Here is a 20,546-nt window from a genome sequence, read left to right as displayed (position 1 = left end):
GCTTCCCGCCTCCGAGTTACGCCTCCTTGCTGGCATTCGCGACCACCACTGCGCGACGCTCCGGCAGCCCCATTCCGACGAGCGCACCTGCGAGTGAGAGCAGAGCGGAAACGTCGATTGCCGAGGTGAAGCCATCACTGAACGCGTCGGTGGACGCGAAGCTTCCGGTCCCGGCGAACACTGCACCGGCGATCGCGATCCCAGATACGCCACCGAGGAAGCGGAATGTATTGAACGTGCCGGCAGCCTTGCCGACCTCCGGCCGGGCGACCGCATTGAGGACCGCATTCTGCGCGGCAGGCATGGCCATCGATACGCCTGCGCCGGTAATGATCAGCGGCGCGACGAGCTGGATGTAGGGCAGATCAGGTGCTGCGATCTGCGCCAGCCAGGCCATTCCAGCCGCTTGCAGGATCAATCCGGCCACCACAAGCCACCGCTCGCCGACGCGGTTGATCAGGCTGCCGGCGATCGGTGCGACCACAAAAAGCGTGGCGGTCCAGGGCAGCAATCCCATGCCGGCGCCGAGCGGCCCGCGGCTCTGGGAAAACTGCAGAAACTGCGGCAACAGGAATACGAGGCCGTACATGGCGGCGCAGAGCAGGAAGTTCGCCCCTACGCCCGAGGAGAATGCGCGCGCCCGAAAAAACCGCAAAGGCAGCATGGGCTCACGGGTACGCAACTGCCAAAGGACGAATGCGATGGCGAGAACCAGCCCGGCCGTCAGCGCCGACAGCACTTCAGAGCTGCTCCAGCCCACGATGTTGCCGCGCATCAGACCCCAGACCACTCCAAATGCCGCCGCAGTTACCAGGACGACGCCGAGGACATCGATTGCCGTGCCCGGCCCGTGACTCTCCGGAATCCGACGCAGCACCAGCGGGATGAGAACGATGCCGACCGGAACATTGAGCCAGAAGATCCAGTGCCAGGAGAGGCCTTCGGAGATCGCACCGCCCGCCATCGGGCCGATGATCAGGGCCAGGCCGGTGATGCTGCTGAAGATACCCAGCGCCTTGCCTCGTTCCTCCGGAGGAAAAGCGACGCTCAGCAGCGCCATGGCCAGCGGCATGACCATTGCGGCACCCGCGCCCTGAACCGCGCGGGCCGCAATCAGCAATCCGGCATTTCCAGCGAGCGCGCAGGCAACGGACGCTGCGACGAACAGCGCCAATCCGGCGATGAAGATGCGGCGGCGGCCGAACCTGTCACCGAGCGCCGCCCCGGTCATGAGCAGGACGGCAAAACTCAAATTGTACGCGTTCATCGTCCATTGCAGCGTCTCCAGCGAGGCATCGAGTTCGACCCGCATCGTACTTAATGCGGTCGCCACGACCATCGCATCGAGAACGACCATCAAGGAGCCTATCGACGTGAGGGCGAGAACCCAGATCTTCGTTGATCCCGCACTTTGCTTGCTCATGATTATGACGCCTCCGGCTTGAACAGATGGCCCGCCAGTCTCGCGGGCCCGTGATCCAGTGACGCGGAGGCACCACCAAAGGATTCCAGCTAAAGAAAGTTTTTTCGACCGAATCCTTTTGCCATCGTCGAGCGTCTATAGGACGCTGCCCGCAATGGCGGGCGCCTCTGCCTGGGAGATACGCATGAAATCGACGCTTGTGCGATGACCGGATCCGCAATCGGCACGCCAGAAGGACGGGAGCCATTTGACCGGCTGCTCGGCGAATTGCGGCCGAAACTGCACCGTTATTGCGCCCGCATGACCGGTTCGGTGATCGATGCCGAGGATGTCGTCCAGGAAGCTACGGTCAAGGCGCTCGAGGCGTTCCCCGGGAGCGGGCCGATAGCCAATGTCGAGGGCTGGCTGTTCCGCATCGCGCACAATGCAGCGCTCGACCACCTGCGCCGTCGCGCCAGGGCGGATGCCGCGCATGCCGTCGAGGATATCGATATGATACCTGACCCCGGCATGTCGGCCGAGGGCCGACACACTGCAGCCGCAAGCCTGCAGACCTTCATGCGGCTGCCCGCGGCGCAGCGTAGCAGCGTCATCCTGATGGATGTGCTCGGCTATACGATCGAAGAGATCGGCAACATTATCGACAGCAGCGTTCCAGCGGTAAAAGCCGCACTGCATCGCGGCCGTCTGCGCCTGCGCGAGGTCGCCGGCGAGCCTGACGACCGGCCTGTGCCGGTGTTGGCCGAGCCCGAACGAGTGCGTCTGGCAGCCTATGTAGAGCGGTTCAACGCCCGCGACTTCGATACGATCCGCGACATGCTGGCCGAGGACGTGCGGCTTGACCTCGTCAACCGGCTCCGGGCGAGCGGCCGCGCGAAAGTGGGCCGATACTTCCACAATTACGCGGGTATCCACGATTGGCAACTGCTTCCAGGCCTGGTCGATCGGCACCCAGCCATTCTTGTGATCGATCCGGATGACCCGGCCGGAGGGGCAAAATACTTTATCCTGCTGGAATGGGCGGGCGACAGATTGGCGAGAATTCGCGATTTCCGCTATGCGCGCTACACGCTTGATGGCGCCGAGGTGGTGGCCCTGCAAGCATAGCAATTCTCTTTCAGAATATCGAACCGAGCACGAGCCAGCCCGCTTCCTTGGAAACGCACCAGCTATTTTGGATCGCGGCCGCTTGCCATCCAAGCGGCCGCCCTTTTCCGCCGATCCTGCTTTAAGCCGGTTGCAACTCCCTGCGCGGCAGCGGCGGGAAGGCGATCGCAATCGCCATCGCGCCAAGCCCGACAAGGGCCGAGCCGATGAACAGCCAGGAATAGCTGGCATAGGCATCGAACACCATGCCGCCGGCGAGCGGGCCGAAAGCCATGCCGAGGCTGGACAGCATGGTTACGGCACCGAACACCGTGCCGAGGATGCGCTGGCCAAAATATTCGCGCGCCAGCACCGCATAGAGCGGCATGACGCCGCCATAGGTGGCGCCGAAGATGATGGCCAGCGTGTAGAATTGACCAAGCTCGCTGACCGCCAGATAGGCGGCGATAACCACGGCCTGTATGGCCAGCCCGGTGATCAGCACCGGCTTAACGCCAAGCCGGTCGGCGAGCACGCCGTAAAGCAGCCGGCCACCCAGCCCTGCCAGGCCCTCGATGCTGTAGATGCTGACCGCTGCCATCGGCGCGATGCCGCACAGCATCGCATAGCTCACCATATGGAAGATCGGCCCGGAATGGGCCGCGCAGCAGGCAAAGAAGGTCAGTCCCAACACGATGAATTGCGGCGAGCGCAGCGCCTGCGGAACGGCCATGCCGGCACCCTCGGCGGCAACGCTTGGGGCAGCGTCGTCGGCCGCGGGTTTGGGCGGCTGGCGCACCAGAAGCGCGGCCGGCAGTAGCAGCACCCACGCGGTTATGCCGATGTCGAACATCGCGGTGCGCCAGTCGTAGGCCGAAATCAGCCAGCGCGCGAAGGGCGAGATGGTCATTGGCGCCACGCCCATGCCGGCCGAGACCAGCGAGACGGCGAGGCTGCGGTTCGTTTCGAACCAGGCGGAGGTCAGCGCGATCATCGGCGCGAAGAAGGCGCTTGCCGCGAGGCCGACGAGCACGCCGTAGGCCAACTGGAAAACGAGCAGCGAACCGGTGCGGCTGGCCAGCACCAGCGCCAGGCCGAGCAGCACGGCGCCGGTCATGACGACGATGCGGGCGCCGAAGCGGTCGTAAATGGCGCCCCAGGCGAAGCCGCCGAGGCCCATTACCAGGAAGTTCAGCGTCATCGCGCTCGATATGCCGGCGCGCGACCATTGTGTGTCGAGCGCCATCGGTTCGAGGAAGATCGCCAGTGAGAACATCGCCCCGAGAGCGACACAGGTCATCAGCGCGCCAGCCGCGACGATAACCCAACGATAGGGAAGGCTCATTTCAATTTTCTCCCATGCCGGAAGCGTTGATACGGCACGACTTTTTCGAGCTTCGCCGAGCCGCTTGCGTCCGAAGGACGTTGGAGATGTTTTGAATCCGACAATCCGGTTGCATTTTTTATCCAGTCAGAAAATTGCGCCGCTCAACTGCTCCAATGCATTGACCGTGCATCGTCCCGAGCTAGATTTCCAGCCTGGCCATCAGGAGCTATCGGGTATGGAACTTCATCGCGGCCGTCTCATCGACCACCTCCACCTGGTGGTCAGGGATCTCAAGGCCAGCCGCCGCTTCTACGAGGCTGTTCTCAACGTGCTCGACATACCGATCGGTGGCGCCGGCGATGATTATTTTTGGGCCGACGAACTGTTCATTTCCAGCCCCGACAGCCCGGCGGCCCTGGGAAAGCTGACCGGGCGCCATCACCTTGCCTTCCAGGCAAAGGACCGTGCGATGGTCGAAGCCTTCTACAAGGCCGGGCTTGAGGCCGGCGGCACCGACAATGGTGCGCCGGGCGAGCGATCCTACCATCCCGGCTATTACGCCGCCTTCCTGCTCGATCCCGACGGCAACAATATCGAGGCCGTCCACCACGGCCCGGCCAAACGCAGCGCCGATTCAGTGAAGATCACCTTCTAGCTTCCGGTAAAGGTGGTTCGCACCGGCCGGCACGGTTGGTCTCTGCCAAACCTGGGTGCTTGCGTCAGACCGCGTCTGCCCTATCGCGTCAGCGCCGCCATCTGGCTCGCCAGGAAGTCGACGAAGAGCCGTGCCCGGACCGGTAGCTGCCGCCCGTAGGCATGGACGATATGCACCGGCATGGTCGGCATTGCCACCTCGGGCAGGATACGGACCAAGCGGCCCGCGTCGAGATCGCCCTGCACCGCAAACCGCATCAGATGCGCTATTCCAGCACCGGCAAGTGCTGCATTGCGGATGGCGCCGCCATCATCGGTATCGAGCCGCCCATCCGGCACGATCATCGTACCGTCGGCAAAGGTGACCGGATAAGGCCGGCCGGCCATCTGGTAGCGGATGAAGTCATGGTTCGCCAGATCCTCGACTGATGCCGGACGGCCGCGCCGCTCGACATACGCCGGCGAGGCCACCAGCACGATCGGCAGATTGGCGATCTTGCGGGCAACCAGCCCCGTGTCCGACAGCGCCCCCATGCGCACGGCAACGTCATAGCCTTCGCGGATCAGATCGGCGTGCCGATCGGTGACGCTGAGCTCGACTTTCACTTCGCCATGCTGCGCAAGGAACGCCTGCGCCCATGTCGCGATCAGGCCGCGCCCGAGCTCGACCGGCGCTGTGACGCGCAGCAGGCCGCGCGCCGTATCGGCCACCTGGACGATGTCTTCGGCATCGTCCAGCGCCCTGAGCAGCGGCGCCACCCGCTCGTAGTAGGCGAGGCCTTCGCTGGTGAGCCCGAGCCGACGCGTCGAGCGCTGGATCAGCCTGACCCCGAGCCGCCGCTCGAGCCGTGCCACGCTTTTCGACACCGCCGATGGGCTCGAGCCAACCAACCGGCTGGCGGCATGGAATGAGCCGGCATCGACGGTTCGGACGAAGGCGACGAGACCGGCGGTCTTTTCGAGAATGGTGGTCATTCCAGAATTCTAGGCACGAAAGAATGGATCATTATGATCCTAATACGCTTTTTGATCATCATTAAATACCGCTCATCGTCGACAAAGGAGAGATTGATGAGCAAGCTGAACGGCAAGGTCGCCATCGTCACCGGCGCGTCCAAGGGTATCGGCGCCGCCATTGCCAAGGGTCTTGCCACGGCCGGTGCCGCGGTGGTCGTCAACTACGCCTCGTCACGGGAAGGCGCCGACCGTGTCGTCGCGGAGGTCGAGGACCGTGGCGGCCGCGCCGTCGCCGTCCAGGGCGACGTATCGCAATCGGCCGACGTGCGCCGCCTGTTTGAGGCGGCGAAGTCGGAGTTCGGCGGGCTCGACATATTGGTCAACAATGCCGGCGTCTTCGCATTCGAGCCGCTGGAAGCGGTGACGGAGGCCGAGTTCCACCGTGAGTTCGACACCAATGTGCTGGGCATCATTCTGACCACGCAAGCAGCAGTGAGCCATTTTGGCCCGAGCGGCGGCAGCATCATCAACATAAGCTCGGTCGCCAGCCGCAATCCGCAGCCGAACTCGCTCGTCTATGCCGCCACCAAGGGCGCGGTGGACACGATCACGCTGTCGATGTCGCGGGAACTCGGCGCCCGCAATATCCGCGTCAACGCCATTGCGCCCGGCGGCGTCGACACCGAAGGCCTCGAGCGTATCGGCATCGTCGGCAGCGACTTCGAAAAACAGATCGTCACCATGACCCCGCTCGGCCGTTTCGGTCGGCCCGACGACGTCGCTCGCGTCGCGGTGTTCCTCGCCTCCGACGAAGCGTCATGGCTGACCGGCGAGCGCATCACCGCCTCGGGCGGCTGGCGATAGATATGCAGGGCGCGGACCTGCCGTTTTACGGACCATGCCCCCGCAGCGTGACATCGAGGAACACCGCAATCGATGACGACGGGGATCCAAGCCCTATGTTTCTCAGCAAGGGAGGAGCGCCGTGCGCTATCGATGACCGCTAGATGCCAAGGAGGTAACGGATGACGGGCGACGAAAAAGCAATCCGAAGGCTGGTCGAGACGTGGATGGATGCGAGCAAGCGTGGTGACATTGCGACCGTGCTCAGCTTGATGACGGACGACGCGATCTTCATGGTTCCCGGCCGGGAACCCTTCGACAAGGAGATCTTCGCGGCAGCCGCGCGGGAGACGGCCGGCGTTCGTATCGACGGCACCAGCGATATCGTGGAATTACAGCTTCTCGGCAATTGGGCCTTCATCCGCAGCCGCATCGACATGACGGCGACTCCGCCGAATGGCGAGCCGGTCCATCGATCGGGATATGCACTGACGCTGCTGCGCAAGGAGGCAGACGGTGAGTGGCGGCTCGCGCGCGACGCGAACCTGCTGACTGCGCAAGGCTAGCGCCGGTCTCCGACATCCTGCACCGGAAGGCGGGCAAAGGGAGAGCGGCCAAGGGGGACCGATAAGATGGCGAGGATGCGATGCAAGCCGCCCTGAACAAGTGTTCCTCCTCTACCTGATCACACGGGCAAGAGGGCGTTCTGCTTGACATCGGCGATGGAGGCGAAAGTGTGCGTTTCGCGCACACCCGGCAGCGGCAGGATGACCCGCTGCAGGAAGTCCTGGAACACCGCCATATCGGCGATCCGCGCCTTGACCAGATAGTCGAAGCCGCCAACCACCATATGGCACTCCAGAACCTCCGGGGCTTTCGCCACGGCTTCGGCAAAACGGTCAAAGACATGCGGCGCCGTGTGGTCAAGCCGGACCTCTATGAACACCAGCGTTCCCCGGCCGACCTTGCGCGGATCGAGCACGGCTCTGACCGCGGTGATGAACCCGTCGCGGAACAGGCGCTTCACCCGCTGGCTGGTTCCGGTCGCGACAGCCCGATACGCCCGGCCAGATCAAGCGTCGTTCGGCGCCCGTCCTCCTGCAGCAGCCGGAGCAAGCTGCGGTCTATCTGGTCGAGGTCGTCCATTTCACAATCCACTCTATCTCAGGGATTTATGTGTTGATTTCACGCAGAGATGCCAAAATCAACGTATTTCATCACATGAAACCTCGCAATAGCTTGCACTTCCCTCACCCACGCGAAGCAAACGGGGTGAGCCGATTTCGACGAACAAAGGGAGTGCAGGATGACCAAGGAAGCGTTCAGTCCAGCCGGCAAGAGTGCGGCGGAAATCAGCAAGGGAGCGACCGAGATCCTGGTGCTGAGCGAAGCCGACGTGATGGCGTGCATCGACCTCAGCCAGCTTCTCGATGTTCTGGAAGACGGCTTCAAGGCGCTGTCACAAGGTAAGGTTGTCAATCCACCCCGGCCACAGCTCGACATCCCCGGAGCCGGCTACAGCCTCGCCATGCCGGCCTGGATGGAAGGCATGAACCTGACCGTCAAGATCGTCAATGTCTTCGAAGGCAACTTGGCCAAGAACCTGCCCAGCCATCTCGCCACCATCAGCCTGTTCGATCCGCTGTCCGGCCTGCCGGTCTGCATCATGGACGGCACTTTCATAACGGCGGTGCGAACCTCCGGCTCCGCTGTGCTGTCGGTGCGCGCGCTTGCCCGCCGGGATGCCAGGATAGCGACAGTGGTCGGCGCCGGCGTGCAGGCCAACCAGCATCTCCATTTGTTGCCGCTGGTGCGGGACTTTACCGAAATCCGCGTCGCTTCGAAGAGCTTCGACGATGCGGCAGCGCTTGCCCGGCTGCACCCGTCGGTGGTGGCGGTCGCCGACCTCGAGGCGGCAGTGCGCAGTTCCGACGTGGTGTGCCTGGCGACCCACTCCTATCAGCCGGTGATCGACGCAGGCTGGGTCCAGCCGGGCACGCATGTCTCGTCGGTCGGGGTGGCGCCGCCCCGCGGTGAAATGCCGATCGAGCTCATCGCCAAATCCAGTCTTTTTGTCGAAACCAAGGATGCATTCAAACCGACCCCGGTCGGTTCCTGCGAGCTTGCCGGCTTCGACCCGGATTTCGGCACCGAGCTTGGCGCCATGCTACTCGACCGCGCGCCGGGCCGCGTTTCGGATCAGCAGATCACCACCTACAAGGCGATGGGCATTGCGATGGAAGACATGGTCGCCGCCGACCTGGCCTATTGCTGCGCCCGGCGTCTGCGCAAGGGAAAGCTCGTCGTGCTGTAGGCGCGTGCCGCCTCACGCAGGCTCGCGCTTCAATGCCTGTGCCATGCAGTGGATGCCGCCGCCGGTCTTCGAGATTTCGCTCATGTCGATGGCGGCCACCTCGAAGCCGCGCGCTTTGAGCTGGCCGATCAGCGTCTGGCTCGAAGTCGGCGCGATCACCCTGTCCTTGCCCAGCGACATGAAGTTGCAGCCGAGCGCCATCGTGTCCTGGAACGGCACGTCGATAATCTCGTGGCCCTTGCCCTTCAGCCAGTCGACGATGCCGGGCTCCGTACAGGCAAGGCAGACGGCCGTCAGCTTTTCCGCAATCGGCACCACCATCAGGTCGATATGGACGTAATATTCGTCGATGAAGGCGATGCGGGTCTCCCAGCCCTCCTTGTCGAACCAGGCCTGCACCTGGCGCGCGCCCTCCTCCTGCGTGCGGGCGCCGCCGCAGCCGATCAGCACCACGCCATCCTCGATGACATTGAAGTCGCCGCCTTCGAAGGTGCCGGCGGTGACCATGTCGTAGATCGGGATGCCGAGCTTCTCATAGGTGCGGATCGCCGCGTAGTTCTCGCCGCGCCGCCACCACTGGGCCATCGCGGTGATGATGGCGCCGTAGGGCGTCATGACGCTGGAATCGCGCGAATAGACCTGCATCGGCAGCTCCGGCGTCGGCTCGTGCCAGTGGATGTTGACGCCGAAATGCTCATAGGCGGCGGCCAGGTCCTTGTGCTGTGCCTGCGCGATCTGGAGGTTGCAAGGCGCCTCGCGCAGATGTTTTCGCGACAGCGAGCTGGTCGAGAGATGACGCAGGAAATTCGGCGAGCCGAGCAGCACGTCGGTCAGCACGTCGGTCTCGTTGGCGAAGCCCCAGGCGGTCAACGGCTTGGTGCCGCCCACCGGGTTGCGGCGCTGCAGCGAAAACGGCTCGGCGACGATGCGGTCATGGACGGTCATGAGTTTCTCCTCGTGATGGGGGCGGCTGGTTGATCATGCGGCTTGGTTGCTTGGTATCCACCAATCCCGTCCGCGCGGGGTGGTGATGTATTCCGGCCAGCGAAATCCGATCGGCGGATCGTAGTCGCAGAGCGGGGCGATCCAGTTCGAGCCGCCGATGCCACCGCCGGTTCGGGCGACGAATTCGTCCATCGCCGCGTCGCGCGCAGCCTCGTCTTCCAACAAGCGAAGTGCCGCGAGCGCAATGGTCTTTGCTGCGCAGATGACCATCGGGTCGATGGTGGCAGAAATGCCGCCCAGCGCATTCATCGCCCAGCCCGGATAGGCGTGACCATTCTCCGAGCGCAGTGCCGGGCGGGCGACATAGAACCGCGCCGTTGGCGTATGCCACGACATGTCCGTGTAGTCGTCGGAGGTCGAATTGAGCTGCGATGGCGGCAGGTCGCGACGCAGCAGCGCCTCTGCATCCTGCGGCGCAATCAGCCGCTCCAGCTCGGCGATGAACGGTTCGTCGCTCGCCTCGCCGCCGGCATTGACCTGGATTTCGCGGGCGATCGCCTTGGCCGTCTCGTCCCAGCGCGGCGGCCCGACCGCCGCCAGCGCGTCGAAGGCAATGCCGGCCATGACGTGATTGGCCAGCCCCGGCCGCGACTTCGACACCCAGTGCCGCTCATGGCGGCAGCCGCTTATCCTGGCTGCGGCTTCCGCATTGCGGTCGAGCATGGCGGTGACCTGCTCGGCCATAGCAAGCGTCGGCACGCGGATCATGTACTGGATCTCGGCCAGCCCGGCCGGCAGATTGTCGGCGGTCGCCTGGCCCGCCGTCAGGATCGCCTCGCTGATCGACCAGCCGCCCTGATGCGGCAGCATGGAATCGCGCAGCGCCTTGGACGCCATGTACATCATCATGAGCGCGTCGTTGGCGCCGGGCGCCCTGACCGCCGAATGCGCCTGCGGGATGGGTGCTGCGGTGCCCGCCGCCCTCGCCCAATGTTCCGGCTCGTCACAGATGAAGCGGTGGATCATCGCATAGGCCGCACCGCAATGCGTGTCCCAGCGCGCCGTGTTGCAGAGCGGCAGCATGTAGAAAGGATGGAAGGAGATCATACCCGCCAGCCCATCGTAATAGCCCTTCGCGGCATGGATCGGCTTTGACCCGCGCACCTTCTCCGCCGGCTCGCCGGTGAAGCGCAGCGTGCCTGATATGCCGTGGCGCTGCATTGCTGCCTTGGTCGCCAAAAGGCCGCCGAGGCTGGCAATGCCGAGGCCGGAATGCGGATCGGTGTGGCCGCCCGCCTGTTCGCCGAGGCCGGGACGCGGTCGCTTCACCGTTGCCGCGTCCTGGCAATTGCCCGGCACCGCGTCGTATTCGGCGTACATGCCGATCGTCGGGCCGGTCCCGTTGATCCAATGGGCGCAGAAGGCCGTTGGCATACCGCCGGAGCCTTCCTCGACCGAAAAGCCTTCGTGCTTCAACTGCTCCACATACCAGGCGGCCGACTGGTATTCGCGCCAGGCGGTCTCGCCGAAGTCGAAGATGGTCCGCGTCCACGCCGACAGGGACGGCTGGATGTCGTCCAGACAGGCAAGCGCGGTCGCTTGTGCCGAGGTCACCGGTTTCTCCATGGCGGAAAGAAAGCAGTGAAGCGCCCCACCAAAAAGTGATATGTTTTCCCGGCTCATGCAAATTCGGTTCACCTCTTGAGAATTCCCTCGACGCAGGCGCTGCGCGCCCTCGACAGTTTTGCCCGCCACGGCAGCGTCTGGCGCGCCGCCGACGAACTGCATCTGACCCGCAGTGCGGTGAGCCATCAATTGCGCCTGCTCGAACGCGATCTCGGCTTCGATCTGCTCGAACGCATCGGCAAGGGCGTGGCGCTCACGCCGCGTGGCCAGCGCTATGCCAGCGACGTGCGCAAGGCGCTGACGGTGTTGGGTGACGCGGTGACGCGCCATGCCGGCACCGGCGTCGGCGGTTCGTTCAGCGTCAGTTGCACCCCTGGCTTCGCCTCGCTTTTCCTGTGCACTCACATTGGCGAATTCCGGCAGATGTATCCAGATGTCGCGCTCCGCATCCTGACGCCGCGCCGCCTCGATGACGTCAGCAATGCCGAGGCCGACGCCTTCATCGCCTTTGGCGTCGGCAACTGGCCGAACCGCGCGGTCGAGCTGTTGTGCGAAATCTCGTTCACGCCGCTGTGCAGCCCGACGCTGCTCAACAAGATCGGCGGCTTCTCCAAGCCGGCAGACGTGCTGCGCGCCAATCTCCTGCATCTCGGTGACACCGAGGACTGGGCGCGTTGGCTGGCGCTGTCCAAGGTCGAGAACCCCGACCCGGAAGGCGGCATCTTCTTTTCCGACATGAACCTGGTCTTTTCGGCGGCGATCGCCGGCCAGGGCATCGCCATGGGCGACGAACTGACCAGCGGCCGGGCACTGAGCGAAGGCCGGCTGGTGCGCCCCTTCGACATAGCGATCAATTCCCCGCGCTCGTATTTTCTGGTCTCGGAACATGCCAAGGCGGCGCATCCGGTGCTGGAGGCGTTTGGGCGGTGGCTGAGGTCGAAGCTGTCGGAGAACCAGCGTTAATCTCCCCCCTTGAGGGGGAGATGGCCGCGAAGCGGCCAGAGGGGGTCGCTTGGCTGGGCTCGGCCCGGTCTGATTTTCGAAGAAAGAGGAAGTTGGCGCTTCACGCGAGACGCCCCCCTCCGTCGCCTTCGGCGAAATCTCCCCAAGATTGGCGCATAGATGAATCAAATTTGCCGATCAGGCGAAAACTATTCGGTTGCGGTAAGCCGCCGCCCTGCCTACGATTTCGCCTACGCTAAGGAAAGGGCAGGATGCAGCAACCCGGCCGGGCCGCAGAGATCAAGGCAATCGGGATCGGCAAGAGCTTCGGCTCGTTCCGTGCGCTGGACGATCTGACGCTCGATATCGGCCGTGGTGAGTTCCTTACCCTGCTCGGCCCCTCCGGTTCCGGCAAGACCACCTTCCTGATGATCCTTGCCGGCTTCATTCAGCCGACCGACGGTCGCCTTTACAGCGACGGCGTCGATATCACCGAGCGGCCGGCCGAGCAGCGCGCCGCCGGCATGGTTTTCCAAGGCTACGCACTGTTCCCGCATATGTCGGTCGAGGCCAATATCGCCTTCCCACTCAAGGTACGCAAGAAATCGGCGGCCGAGATCAAGCGCCGCGTCGGCGAAATGATCGAGCGCGTCGGGCTCAAGGGCCACGAAAAGAAACTGCCGTCGCAATTGTCCGGTGGGCAGCAGCAGCGGGTGGCGCTGGCGCGGGCGCTGGTCTTCGAGCCGGGCGTGCTTTTGCTTGACGAGCCGTTTTCGGCGCTCGACAAGGGCCTGCGCGGCCAGATGCAGGCCGAGATGAAGCGGCTGCACCAGGAGACCGGCACCACCTTCGTCTTCGTCACCCATGACCAGAGCGAGGCGCTGGCTTTGTCGTCTCGCGTCGCCATCTTCAACCATGGCAAATTGCTGCAGGTCGGCGCGCCCGACGAGGTCTACGACCGGCCCGACAACCGCTTCGTCGCCGAGTTCCTGGGTGAGATCAACATGCTGCCGTTGAAGGGCGTGCGCCCGGCCGACAATGGCTCGACCGGCCTCTGCGAAGACCGCGCGATCAGCATGCGCTGCAAGGCCGAGAAGGTCCGTGGCGACGCCATCCTGGCGATCCGGCCCGAATACATGTCGATCGCACGCGAGGCGGCAGCGGGCGAGAACGGTATTGCCGCGACTGCCGTCGCCTCGACCTATCTCGGCGCTGCGACGCGGCTCGATCTGACGACGCACCAAGGCGCCAAGGTCACGGTCTCGGTGCCGAACGAGGTTGCCGCTTCCGCGCTCAGCAAGGGCAATTCCGTGTGGCTGACTTGGCCGGCGGAGAAAGGCTTCCTCCTTCCGGACGGAGGACAATGACGATCGGCGTGGCGAATTCGCCAAGCTGACTTTCAGGAAACACCAACAACAAAAAAGGGGAACTGACATGACAAATCAAACCAAGAAAAATTCCATCGAGGCGCTGTCCGCCAGGGCAGTGCGCGGCGAGATTTCGCGCCGGCAGTTCACGCAACTGGCCGCACTGGTGCTGGCCGGCACGCCGATGCTGCTACGCTCGACCGGCGCCTTTGCCGCGGCTAAGGAACTGGTGCTGGTCAACTGGGGCGGCGACGCCATCACCGCCTACGACGCAGCTTATGGCCAAGCCTTCACCAAGGAGACCGGCATCACCGTCAAGATGGACGGCTCCGGCCCGACCGAAGGCGCGATCGCGGCGCAGTTCAAGAGCGGCGCGCCGACCTGGGACCTGGTCGACGTCGATCCGTTCTCGGCCATCACGCTCGGCGCGCAAGGCATGCTCGAGCCGATCGATTATTCGATCGTCGACAAGAAGAAGATGCGGCCGGGATTCGGCTGGGAATACGCGGCCTCGACCTATTTCTTCTCCTATGTCATCGCCTACGATGCCGAGAAATACGGCAGTCAGGCACCGACCGGCATGGCCGACTTCTTCGACGTGGCAAAATTCCCCGGCAAGCGCTCGCTCTACAAATGGGGCGTGTCGAGCTGGGAAGCGGCACTGCTTGCCGACGGCATCGCGCCGGCCTCGCTCTATCCGCTCGACCTCAAGCGCGCGCATGACAAGATCGCTGCCTTCAAGGAGAACGTCGTAGCCTATTGGGGTGGCGGCGCCGAAAGCCAGAGCGTGCTGCTCAATGGCGAGGCCTCGATGGCGATCGTCTGGTCGACCCGGGCTTCGCTCATCGAGCAGGATTCCGGCGGCAAGATCAAGTTCATCTGGGACCAGGGCCTGATCTCGCCCGGCGCGCTCGCCGTGCTCAAGGGCAATCCCGGCGGCAAGGACGCGGCGATGAAGTTCATCGCCAGCACCCAGGACCCGGAGAAGGAACTCATCATGTTCGACAAGCTCGGCCAAGGTCCGGCCAACCCGGCCGCCGACGCGCTGATCCCCGCCGACAAGAAGCGAATCAACCCCGTCGATCCCGAGAACATGAAAAAGCAGATCCCGCTCGACATGGATTGGTACGCCAAGAACTACGGGGCAGCACTCGACGAATACACGAAGATCATCTCCGCCTGACAAGCCGGGATAGCCAGGGGCGAGATGAGAGCACACCTCTCCGACAGGATGGGCGCGGCGCTGCTGATGGCGCCGCTGCTCCTCTTTCTTGTGCTGGCTTACGCCTGGCCATTCCTCGGCGTGGTCAAATGGAGCTTCACCCTGCCTACGCCGGGGCTGGGGCAGTACAATGCGCTGCTCACGGATCAGCTGGTGCAGTCGGTCTTCATCCGCACACTGCGCATCGCCGCGATCGTCACCATCGTTTCGGTTGCCGCCGCCTACGCCATTACCGTTGTCTGGGTGCGCGGCACGCCGGTGCAGCGCGTCGTGGCCGAGTTCTGCATCCTGGTGCCGTTCTGGATCTCGGTGCTGACGCGCGCCTTCGGCTGGGTGGCGCTTTTGTCCAATCGCGGCCTGATCAACACTTGGCTGCAGGCGGTCGGCTTCATCTCGGAGCCGCTGGCTCTGGTGCGCAACGAGTTCGGCGTTATCGTCGGCATGACGCATTTCCTCATCCCCTTCGCGGTGTTTCCACTGGCCTCTTCGATGCGAAGCCTCGACGACCGTGTGCTGCTGGCGGCGCGCGGCCTCGGCTCCAGCCGCATGCGCACCTTCTGGTCGGTGTTCGTGCCGATGACCCGCTCCGGCATCATCGGCTCGGCGCTGATCGTCTTCGTCTTTTCGCTCGGCTTCTTCGTCACGCCGGCGATTCTCGGCGGCGGCCGCAGCGTGATGATCGCCGAGCTGATCTATCTCCGCATCTTCCAGAGCCCGGACTGGGGCCTGGGTGCGGCGATCAGCGTGGTGCTGGTGCTGTTCGTCGGCGCGCTGATGGCGCTGCTTTTCCGCTATATCAGGCCGAAGCAGTTGGTGTAGCGCGATGCCGACCTACCGCCCCGGTCCCGTCTCGCTGATCCTCGCCGCCCTGGTCGCGCTATTCCTGCTGTTGCCGTTGCTCGCCGTGATCCCGGTGTCGCTGACGCCGAGCCGCATGCTGGCGATGCCGTCGGGCGAACTGTCGCTGCGCCATTACCAGGCGCTGATCGAGGATCCGCGCTGGATCAATGCGATCCTGCTCTCGATCAGGATCGGCATAGTCAGCAGCGCCTTTTCCACGGTGCTGGCGCTGGGCTTCAGCCTCGGCGTCTGGATGTTCCAGCCGCGCTTCACCGCCGCTCTCGTCGGCTTCGTGCTGCTGCCGATGGTAGTGCCGCCGGTGGTGTCGGCAATCACGCTCTATTTCCTGCTGACCTCGATCTCGGGGTTCTCGTCGTTCTTCGGCTATGACACCTGGCTGGGTGTCGCGATGGCGCATGCGGTGATGACGGTGCCCTTCGCCACGGTGTTGATCCTGGTGTCGCTCAGCCAGCTCGACCGCCGCATCGACCTCGCCGCCCGCGGCCTCGGCGCGACCGTATGGGAGCGCGCCACCCGCATCATCATGCCCAATATCAAGTTCGGCATCGTCACCGCAGCACTGCTCTCCTTCGTGCTGTCCTGGGAAGAGATCGGCGTCACCCTGTTCATCACCTCGGTCAACGCCATCACGCTGCCGCGGCTAATGTGGATGGGCCTGCGCGACAACATCGACCCGGCGATCGCAGCGCTCTCGGTGATCCTGATCGTCATCACCGTGCTGGTGCTTGTGGCGCGCAGCGTCGTGGTCAGGCTGCGCGCGGCGCAGTAGACGCGCCTCACGCCGTGGTGACTGGCGCAAATGAAACCTTGCGCTACGATTTTCGTTATAGGTAGTTCAACACGTCGAAGGCTTCGCCATGAACCAAGGATGGTTTTCCAAGCCGGTTGCGGTTGCGGTCGGCATCGTGGGAGATATCCGCAACATTTCCAATGCACGGCAGGCTGTCGAATTGCTGGAAGCCCACTGGCGCGACGCCGGCAGCGCCAAACACGGCTTGGCACTGCGCACATGCCGCCGCGCCATGAGCGACGATCGCTGGACCGAAGCCGCCAGGGACGCGTTCATCGAGGCCGCGCGGGAGGCGCATGTCCTGGTCGAGCGAGCCGTCGAACCGCAGGACCGGTCCAGGCAGGCGGGACCGTGATCGATTTATGAGAGCCTCGGTGGTTCGGCCGATCTATTGCATCTCAGGCAGCATGCAGCCTTGGAATGGCGCTGACGTCGACCTCGCGCTCCGCGTGCCACGCATCGTAAGCGGCCTGCATCCTGAGCCAGATCGCGGCGCCGTCGCCGAACATCTTTCCAAGGCGCGCCGCAACAGCCGGCGACACCGGCTTCTTTTCGCGGATGATGTCGTAAAGCTGCTGGCGCGAGATTCCGAGCAGATTGGCGATTTCCACCTTGGTCTTGCCGGTTGCCGGGATAATGTCGTCGAGCAACGCCCCGGGGTGGGATGGGCAGCGCTCCATCGGATGCATCGGCTCATACACGCTCATAATCGATTTCTCCAATCTAAGCCGTCTCAATGGTACTGTTCGAAATCGACGCGGACAGCATCATTGGCGTCGAATTCAAATGTGATGCACCACGGCCCGTTGACATGCACCGTGTAGCGGGTCGGGCTGAAGCCCTTTAATGCGTGGAAGTCGAAGCCGGGCAGGTCCATGTCGTCAGGTCTTGCCGTGACTTCCAAACGGTCAAGCCGGACAAGGATGCGCTTATGCATCTTGGCGTCGATCTTTCCGGTCTTTCCGGTTTGAAAGAGGTCCGCCAGCGCCTTGTGCTCGAACGACTTGATCATGCAGCATGTAAGCATATCGCTTACACGGGTCAAGCAGGTGTAAGCAAATGATTTACGGAATGGTCCGAGCCCATCGAAGGCAATAATACGCCCGCTGGACGCTGGGCCGGGCCAGCCGAATACCTGGCGGACCGATGTCACGGCATTATCCGCTAACCCATCGCCTGGCGGATTCTCTTGGACAGGCGGCTCAAAAATGCCGGTCTCGACGACGCATCAAGCTTCCACGACAGGACTGCGGTCGCCATTTTCCGCGGCAGCACCCCGACCGACAGGAACCAGGCGGCAAGGATGGCGCGCCGCCGCAGCGATGCGGTCATTTCAAGGCTGGCGACGGCGCCGGCCGCCCCGAGCGCCAGCCGGGAATCGTCGGCCACGGGGTGTCGGTCTCGGTCCGCGCAAAGCGACGCCAGCCGCTCTTCCAGGTGGACCGGATCGTGGCGGACAGCATCCGACGGCACGATGGTCAGGCCGATCCCGGAGGCCTGGTCCGACAGCGCCTGCATGCGGCGGAAATCGTGGGTCACCCGCCAGCGTGCCCGCTCGGCGAGCTTTTCACCGAAGACCGAATGATTGGCGCCGTGGATCCGGTAGGCGCCGAGGCATTCGTCGATGGACTGGACGTGCCCGTACATCGGCGCCAGCGTTGCCAGATAGCCGTCGGCGCCCTGGCGGAACTCCGGCTCCGGTATCGGCATGATCGATTCGAGCGTTGCGCGGTCAAAGGCGAGCCCGCTGGTCACGGTGGTCTGGTAGCGACCCTTGTGCAGGAGTTTCGGCATGACGTCGCCGCTGTCGAAAGGCAGTTCGGGCGGCGGAAAGACATCCTTGATGCGTTGCCCCTCGTCGACGATATGCAGTCTGGACTGGACCTGAGCGGTTGCCTCGTCCCAGGTGTCGACAATGGTGGAGACGGCGGTTGGATAAAGATAATCGTCGGCGTCGAGGAACAGGACGATCTTGCCCGAGCTCGCAGCGAAGCCGGTGTTGAATGCCGCCGCGTGTCCGCCATTTTGCGCTCGCGGGCATGCGAGGATCTCGTCGTGATACGATTCCATGATCGTCGTGGAATTGTCCTGCGATGCATCGTCGACGACGATGACCTCGACATCCGCGTAGTCCTGCTCGAGAGCGCTGTCGATGCTGCGTTTGAGGAACCGCGCATAGTTGTAGTTCGGGATGATGATGGATACCGGAAGCCGGTTTTGGACAGACTGCATCGCGTTTGACCTCGCATCTTGCTTTGGTTCGGCAAAAGCCCTCATGGGCTCGCCCTTCTTCAAGCGCCCCTCTTGACGCGCGACGAGTTCCCCGGAGGAGAAAGCTTGCGCTTTCCACGAGGAGACGGTCACGTTTCGCTTTGCGACTTCGTATTGAGGCCGCCATTGCCTTCAAGGGCTGCTGCCATGCGCAGAGGGTCGGCGGCAGCAAAAGCTCCGACGTTCGGCCAAGGTGATGTCGCAGCCGAGCCCGACGGAAATGTCTCGCCTCGCGATCAGGTCGGGAGCGAAGCGGACGGGTGCCCTGAAGACATGGCGGATAGTGGCCTGCAAATGCGGCTGGAACAAGCCCCGCGTCGAAAACAGGGCCACTTCAGGTTGCGTTTCAGGCGGCATGCCGCGACCGCCGGCGCTTTTGCCCCGGAGCCGGCGAACCGCCTCCGGGGTGTTTGGTCATGTGGCCTAAACAGTCAGGCGGCCTGCAAACCCGGCAGCGACAGGTCGACTTCCTCCGGTAAGTCGCCGGCCATGGCGGCGGCGAACTTCGTCTGATCGAGTTCTCCTTCCCAGCGTGCCACCACGACCGTCGCCACCGCATTGCCGATGAAGTTGGTCAGCGCCCGGCATTCCGACATGAAGCGGTCGACGCCGAGGATCAGCGCCATGCCGGCGACCGGCACGGTGGGGACGACCGAAAGCGTCGCCGCCAGGGTGATGAAGCCGGCGCCGGTGATGCCGGCGGCACCCTTGGAGCTCAGCATGGCGACGGCGAGCAGCAGGATCTGGTCGCCGTAGGTGAGTGGCGTGTCGGTCGCCTGTGCGATGAACAGCGCGGCCAGCGTCATATAGATGTTGGTGCCGTCCAGATTGAAGGAATAGCCGGTCGGGATGACCAGGCCGACCACCGAGCGGTTGCAGCCGGCGCGCTCCATCTTGGCCATGAGGCCCGGCAATGCCGCTTCCGAGGACGAGGTGCCGAGCACCAGCAGCAGCTCCTCTTTGATGTAGCGGATCAGCGCCAGGATCGAGAAGCCGTTGTAGCGGGCAACCGCGCCGAGCACCACCAGCACGAACAGCAACGCGGTCAGGTAGAATGTGCCGATCAGCATGGCCAGGTTGGCGATCGAGCCGATGCCGTATTTGCCGATGGTGAAGGCCATGGCGCCAAACGCGCCGATCGGCGCGGCCTTCATCAGGATGGCGACGAGGCGGAAGATCGGCGTGGTCAGCGCCTGCAGGAAATCGACGACCGGACGGCCGCGATCGCCGACCAGCGCCAGGGCGACACCGAACAGCACCGAGAAGAACAGCACCTGCAAAATGTCGCCTTGCGCGAAGGCGCCGGTGATGGTGTCGGGGATGATGTTCATGAGGAAGCCGACGATGGTCGTGTCGTGCGCCTTCTCGGCATAGGCCGTCACCTTGGCGGTATCGAGCGTGGCCGGATTGATGTGCATGCCGGCGCCGGGCTGGACGACATTGGAGACGACCAGGCCGACGACCAGCGCCAGCGTCGAGAACACCAGGAAATAGATCATCGCCTTGCCGGCGACGCGGCCGACCTTCTGCAGGTCGGAAACACCGGCGATACCGGTCGCCACGGTCAGGAAGATCACCGGCGCGATCACCATCTTCACCAGCTTGATGAAGGCGTCGCCGAACGGCTTCATCGCCTCGCCGGTTTCGGGATAGAAATGGCCGAGCAGCACGCCGGCGGCGATCGCCGCGAGCACCTGCACATAAAGATGCCGGTATAAGGGAAGTTTGCCGCGCGGCTCGGCGGCAGCGATTGCTGTCTGCATGACGTCCTCCATGGCGCCCCGATCGAAAGCTCGACTCCCCGGGGCAGTTGTTTTGACCAGCAGCCTCGCGACTGCCGAATTCGTGTTTGCAACAGCCGTGCCAGATACGCAGAAGAGTTATTCATCATTGATTTTGTTGAGCATTCACAAACGGC

General features: G+C 63.7%; 20 protein-coding genes and 1 pseudogene. 11 read left to right on the top strand and 10 right to left on the bottom strand.

What is annotated here, in order from left to right:
• Window positions 1-16: 16 nt before the first annotated feature.
• On the bottom strand, window positions 17-1,423 hold the full coding sequence (locus tag NKJ84_RS15390; RefSeq protein WP_352507137.1) for a DHA2 family efflux MFS transporter permease subunit: 1,407 nt from the start codon (window positions 1,421-1,423) through the stop codon (window positions 17-19).
• A gap of 204 nt (window positions 1,424-1,627) precedes the next feature.
• Between NKJ84_RS15390 and NKJ84_RS15385 the strand changes: the two genes are divergently transcribed.
• Window positions 1,628-2,530 carry a sigma-70 family RNA polymerase sigma factor gene (locus NKJ84_RS15385; RefSeq protein WP_352507136.1) on the top strand — a complete coding sequence of 301 codons (903 nt, stop codon included), beginning with the start codon at window positions 1,628-1,630 and terminating at the stop codon, window positions 2,528-2,530.
• Between the two features lie 121 nt (window positions 2,531-2,651).
• On the opposite strand, the gene NKJ84_RS15380 is transcribed toward NKJ84_RS15385, so the two are convergent.
• Window positions 2,652-3,854, bottom strand: coding sequence for an MFS transporter (locus NKJ84_RS15380; RefSeq protein ID WP_352507135.1), 1,203 nt, complete (start codon window positions 3,852-3,854; stop codon window positions 2,652-2,654).
• A 217-nt stretch (window positions 3,855-4,071) separates the two neighbouring features.
• Here NKJ84_RS15380 and NKJ84_RS15375 point away from each other — a divergent pair, with 217 nt between their 5' ends.
• Window positions 4,072-4,491: a VOC family protein gene (locus tag NKJ84_RS15375; RefSeq protein ID WP_254819430.1), complete on the top strand. Its 420-nt coding sequence runs from the start codon at window positions 4,072-4,074 to the stop codon at window positions 4,489-4,491.
• 80 nt (window positions 4,492-4,571) lie between these two features.
• On the opposite strand, the gene NKJ84_RS15370 is transcribed toward NKJ84_RS15375, so the two are convergent.
• On the bottom strand, window positions 4,572-5,465 hold the full coding sequence (locus NKJ84_RS15370; RefSeq protein WP_254819431.1) for a LysR family transcriptional regulator: 894 nt from the start codon (window positions 5,463-5,465) through the stop codon (window positions 4,572-4,574).
• A 96-nt stretch (window positions 5,466-5,561) separates the two neighbouring features.
• Here NKJ84_RS15370 and NKJ84_RS15365 point away from each other — a divergent pair, with 96 nt between their 5' ends.
• Window positions 5,562-6,311, top strand: coding sequence for an SDR family NAD(P)-dependent oxidoreductase (locus NKJ84_RS15365; protein WP_352507134.1), 750 nt, complete (start codon window positions 5,562-5,564; stop codon window positions 6,309-6,311).
• A gap of 161 nt (window positions 6,312-6,472) precedes the next feature.
• On the top strand, window positions 6,473-6,856 hold the full coding sequence (locus NKJ84_RS15360) for a YybH family protein (protein ID WP_352507133.1): 384 nt from the start codon (window positions 6,473-6,475) through the stop codon (window positions 6,854-6,856).
• Window positions 6,857-6,975: 119 nt separating this feature from the next.
• Here NKJ84_RS15360 and NKJ84_RS15355 read toward each other — a convergent pair.
• Window positions 6,976-7,436 (bottom strand): annotated as a pseudogene (locus NKJ84_RS15355) (Lrp/AsnC family transcriptional regulator).
• Window positions 7,437-7,596: 160 nt separating this feature from the next.
• On the opposite strand from NKJ84_RS15355, the gene NKJ84_RS15350 reads away from it, so the two are divergent.
• Window positions 7,597-8,604 carry an ornithine cyclodeaminase family protein gene (locus tag NKJ84_RS15350; protein WP_352507132.1) on the top strand — a complete coding sequence of 336 codons (1,008 nt, stop codon included), beginning with the start codon at window positions 7,597-7,599 and terminating at the stop codon, window positions 8,602-8,604.
• 12 nt (window positions 8,605-8,616) lie between these two features.
• Here the strand turns inward: NKJ84_RS15350 and NKJ84_RS15345 are convergent, their stop codons facing one another.
• Both NKJ84_RS15345 and NKJ84_RS15340 read right to left on the bottom strand, forming a co-directional pair.
• Entirely contained in the window at window positions 8,617-9,549 is a 933-nt protein-coding gene (locus tag NKJ84_RS15345; RefSeq protein ID WP_352507131.1) for a dimethylarginine dimethylaminohydrolase family protein, read from the bottom strand.
• Window positions 9,550-9,582: 33 nt separating this feature from the next.
• Window positions 9,583-11,175 carry a zinc-binding metallopeptidase family protein gene (locus tag NKJ84_RS15340; RefSeq protein ID WP_352507178.1) on the bottom strand — a complete coding sequence of 531 codons (1,593 nt, stop codon included), beginning with the start codon at window positions 11,173-11,175 and terminating at the stop codon, window positions 9,583-9,585.
• A gap of 75 nt (window positions 11,176-11,250) precedes the next feature.
• On the opposite strand from NKJ84_RS15340, the gene NKJ84_RS15335 reads away from it, so the two are divergent.
• The 6 genes from NKJ84_RS15335 to NKJ84_RS15310 all read left to right on the top strand — a co-directional run bounded on the left by NKJ84_RS15335 (window position 11,251) and on the right by NKJ84_RS15310 (window position 16,712).
• Window positions 11,251-12,138 carry a LysR substrate-binding domain-containing protein gene (locus NKJ84_RS15335; RefSeq protein WP_254819437.1) on the top strand — a complete coding sequence of 296 codons (888 nt, stop codon included), beginning with the start codon at window positions 11,251-11,253 and terminating at the stop codon, window positions 12,136-12,138.
• Between the two features lie 251 nt (window positions 12,139-12,389).
• A complete protein-coding gene (locus NKJ84_RS15330) occupies window positions 12,390-13,484 on the top strand; it encodes an ABC transporter ATP-binding protein (protein WP_352507130.1) in 1,095 nt (364 codons plus the stop codon).
• 67 nt (window positions 13,485-13,551) lie between these two features.
• Entirely contained in the window at window positions 13,552-14,667 is a 1,116-nt protein-coding gene (locus NKJ84_RS15325; protein WP_352507129.1) for an ABC transporter substrate-binding protein, read from the top strand.
• Window positions 14,668-14,691: 24 nt separating this feature from the next.
• Window positions 14,692-15,525: an ABC transporter permease gene (locus tag NKJ84_RS15320; RefSeq protein WP_352507128.1), complete on the top strand. Its 834-nt coding sequence runs from the start codon at window positions 14,692-14,694 to the stop codon at window positions 15,523-15,525.
• Between the two features lie 4 nt (window positions 15,526-15,529).
• A complete protein-coding gene (locus NKJ84_RS15315; RefSeq protein WP_352507127.1) occupies window positions 15,530-16,336 on the top strand; it encodes an ABC transporter permease in 807 nt (268 codons plus the stop codon).
• 88 nt (window positions 16,337-16,424) lie between these two features.
• Window positions 16,425-16,712 carry a DUF982 domain-containing protein gene (locus NKJ84_RS15310; RefSeq protein ID WP_352475640.1) on the top strand — a complete coding sequence of 96 codons (288 nt, stop codon included), beginning with the start codon at window positions 16,425-16,427 and terminating at the stop codon, window positions 16,710-16,712.
• A 43-nt stretch (window positions 16,713-16,755) separates the two neighbouring features.
• Here the strand turns inward: NKJ84_RS15310 and NKJ84_RS15305 are convergent, their stop codons facing one another.
• The 4 genes from NKJ84_RS15305 to NKJ84_RS15290 form a co-directional block, all read right to left on the bottom strand.
• The gene (locus NKJ84_RS15305) at window positions 16,756-17,064 is read right to left on the bottom strand and encodes a HigA family addiction module antitoxin (RefSeq protein ID WP_352507126.1); all 309 of its coding nucleotides are present in this window, start codon (window positions 17,062-17,064) and stop codon (window positions 16,756-16,758) included.
• A gap of 26 nt (window positions 17,065-17,090) precedes the next feature.
• The gene (locus NKJ84_RS15300; protein WP_352507177.1) at window positions 17,091-17,369 is read right to left on the bottom strand and encodes a type II toxin-antitoxin system RelE/ParE family toxin; all 279 of its coding nucleotides are present in this window, start codon (window positions 17,367-17,369) and stop codon (window positions 17,091-17,093) included.
• Between the two features lie 152 nt (window positions 17,370-17,521).
• Window positions 17,522-18,589 carry a glycosyltransferase family 2 protein gene (locus NKJ84_RS15295; protein WP_352507125.1) on the bottom strand — a complete coding sequence of 356 codons (1,068 nt, stop codon included), beginning with the start codon at window positions 18,587-18,589 and terminating at the stop codon, window positions 17,522-17,524.
• A 470-nt stretch (window positions 18,590-19,059) separates the two neighbouring features.
• Window positions 19,060-20,391, bottom strand: a complete 1,332-nt coding sequence (locus NKJ84_RS15290; RefSeq protein WP_254819444.1) for a dicarboxylate/amino acid:cation symporter — start codon at window positions 20,389-20,391, stop codon at window positions 19,060-19,062.
• Window positions 20,392-20,546 lie beyond the last annotated feature (155 nt).

It is taken from the genome of Mesorhizobium sp. M0048, from assembly GCF_040323405.1.
In the GTDB taxonomy this organism is placed as follows: domain Bacteria; phylum Pseudomonadota; class Alphaproteobacteria; order Rhizobiales; family Rhizobiaceae; genus Mesorhizobium.
The sequence above is the reverse complement of the archived record's forward strand: the minus strand, read 5'-3'. Positions and strand labels throughout refer to the sequence as shown.

Coding starts and splice junctions, on each gene's coding strand:
- NKJ84_RS15380 (WP_352507135.1), bottom strand. CDS start 3,854: ATGAGCCTTCCCTATCGTTGGGTTATCGTCGCGGCTGGCGCGCTGATG.
- NKJ84_RS15295 (WP_352507125.1), bottom strand. CDS start 18,589: ATGCAGTCTGTCCAAAACCGGCTTCCGGTATCCATCATCATCCCGAAC.
- NKJ84_RS15340 (WP_352507178.1), bottom strand. CDS start 11,175: ATGGAGAAACCGGTGACCTCGGCACAAGCGACCGCGCTTGCCTGTCTG.
- NKJ84_RS15315 (WP_352507127.1), top strand. CDS start 15,530: ATGCCGACCTACCGCCCCGGTCCCGTCTCGCTGATCCTCGCCGCCCTG.
- NKJ84_RS15305 (WP_352507126.1), bottom strand. CDS start 17,064: ATGAGCGTGTATGAGCCGATGCATCCGATGGAGCGCTGCCCATCCCAC.
- NKJ84_RS15330 (WP_352507130.1), top strand. CDS start 12,390: ATGCAGCAACCCGGCCGGGCCGCAGAGATCAAGGCAATCGGGATCGGC.
- NKJ84_RS15350 (WP_352507132.1), top strand. CDS start 7,597: ATGACCAAGGAAGCGTTCAGTCCAGCCGGCAAGAGTGCGGCGGAAATC.
- NKJ84_RS15370 (WP_254819431.1), bottom strand. CDS start 5,465: ATGACCACCATTCTCGAAAAGACCGCCGGTCTCGTCGCCTTCGTCCGA.
- NKJ84_RS15375 (WP_254819430.1), top strand. CDS start 4,072: ATGGAACTTCATCGCGGCCGTCTCATCGACCACCTCCACCTGGTGGTC.
- NKJ84_RS15300 (WP_352507177.1), bottom strand. CDS start 17,369: ATGATCAAGTCGTTCGAGCACAAGGCGCTGGCGGACCTCTTTCAAACC.
- NKJ84_RS15385 (WP_352507136.1), top strand. CDS start 1,628: ATGACCGGATCCGCAATCGGCACGCCAGAAGGACGGGAGCCATTTGAC.
- NKJ84_RS15360 (WP_352507133.1), top strand. CDS start 6,473: ATGACGGGCGACGAAAAAGCAATCCGAAGGCTGGTCGAGACGTGGATG.
- NKJ84_RS15390 (WP_352507137.1), bottom strand. CDS start 1,423: ATGAGCAAGCAAAGTGCGGGATCAACGAAGATCTGGGTTCTCGCCCTC.
- NKJ84_RS15290 (WP_254819444.1), bottom strand. CDS start 20,391: ATGCAGACAGCAATCGCTGCCGCCGAGCCGCGCGGCAAACTTCCCTTA.
- NKJ84_RS15320 (WP_352507128.1), top strand. CDS start 14,692: ATGAGAGCACACCTCTCCGACAGGATGGGCGCGGCGCTGCTGATGGCG.
- NKJ84_RS15365 (WP_352507134.1), top strand. CDS start 5,562: ATGAGCAAGCTGAACGGCAAGGTCGCCATCGTCACCGGCGCGTCCAAG.
- NKJ84_RS15310 (WP_352475640.1), top strand. CDS start 16,425: ATGAACCAAGGATGGTTTTCCAAGCCGGTTGCGGTTGCGGTCGGCATC.
- NKJ84_RS15325 (WP_352507129.1), top strand. CDS start 13,552: ATGACAAATCAAACCAAGAAAAATTCCATCGAGGCGCTGTCCGCCAGG.
- NKJ84_RS15345 (WP_352507131.1), bottom strand. CDS start 9,549: ATGACCGTCCATGACCGCATCGTCGCCGAGCCGTTTTCGCTGCAGCGC.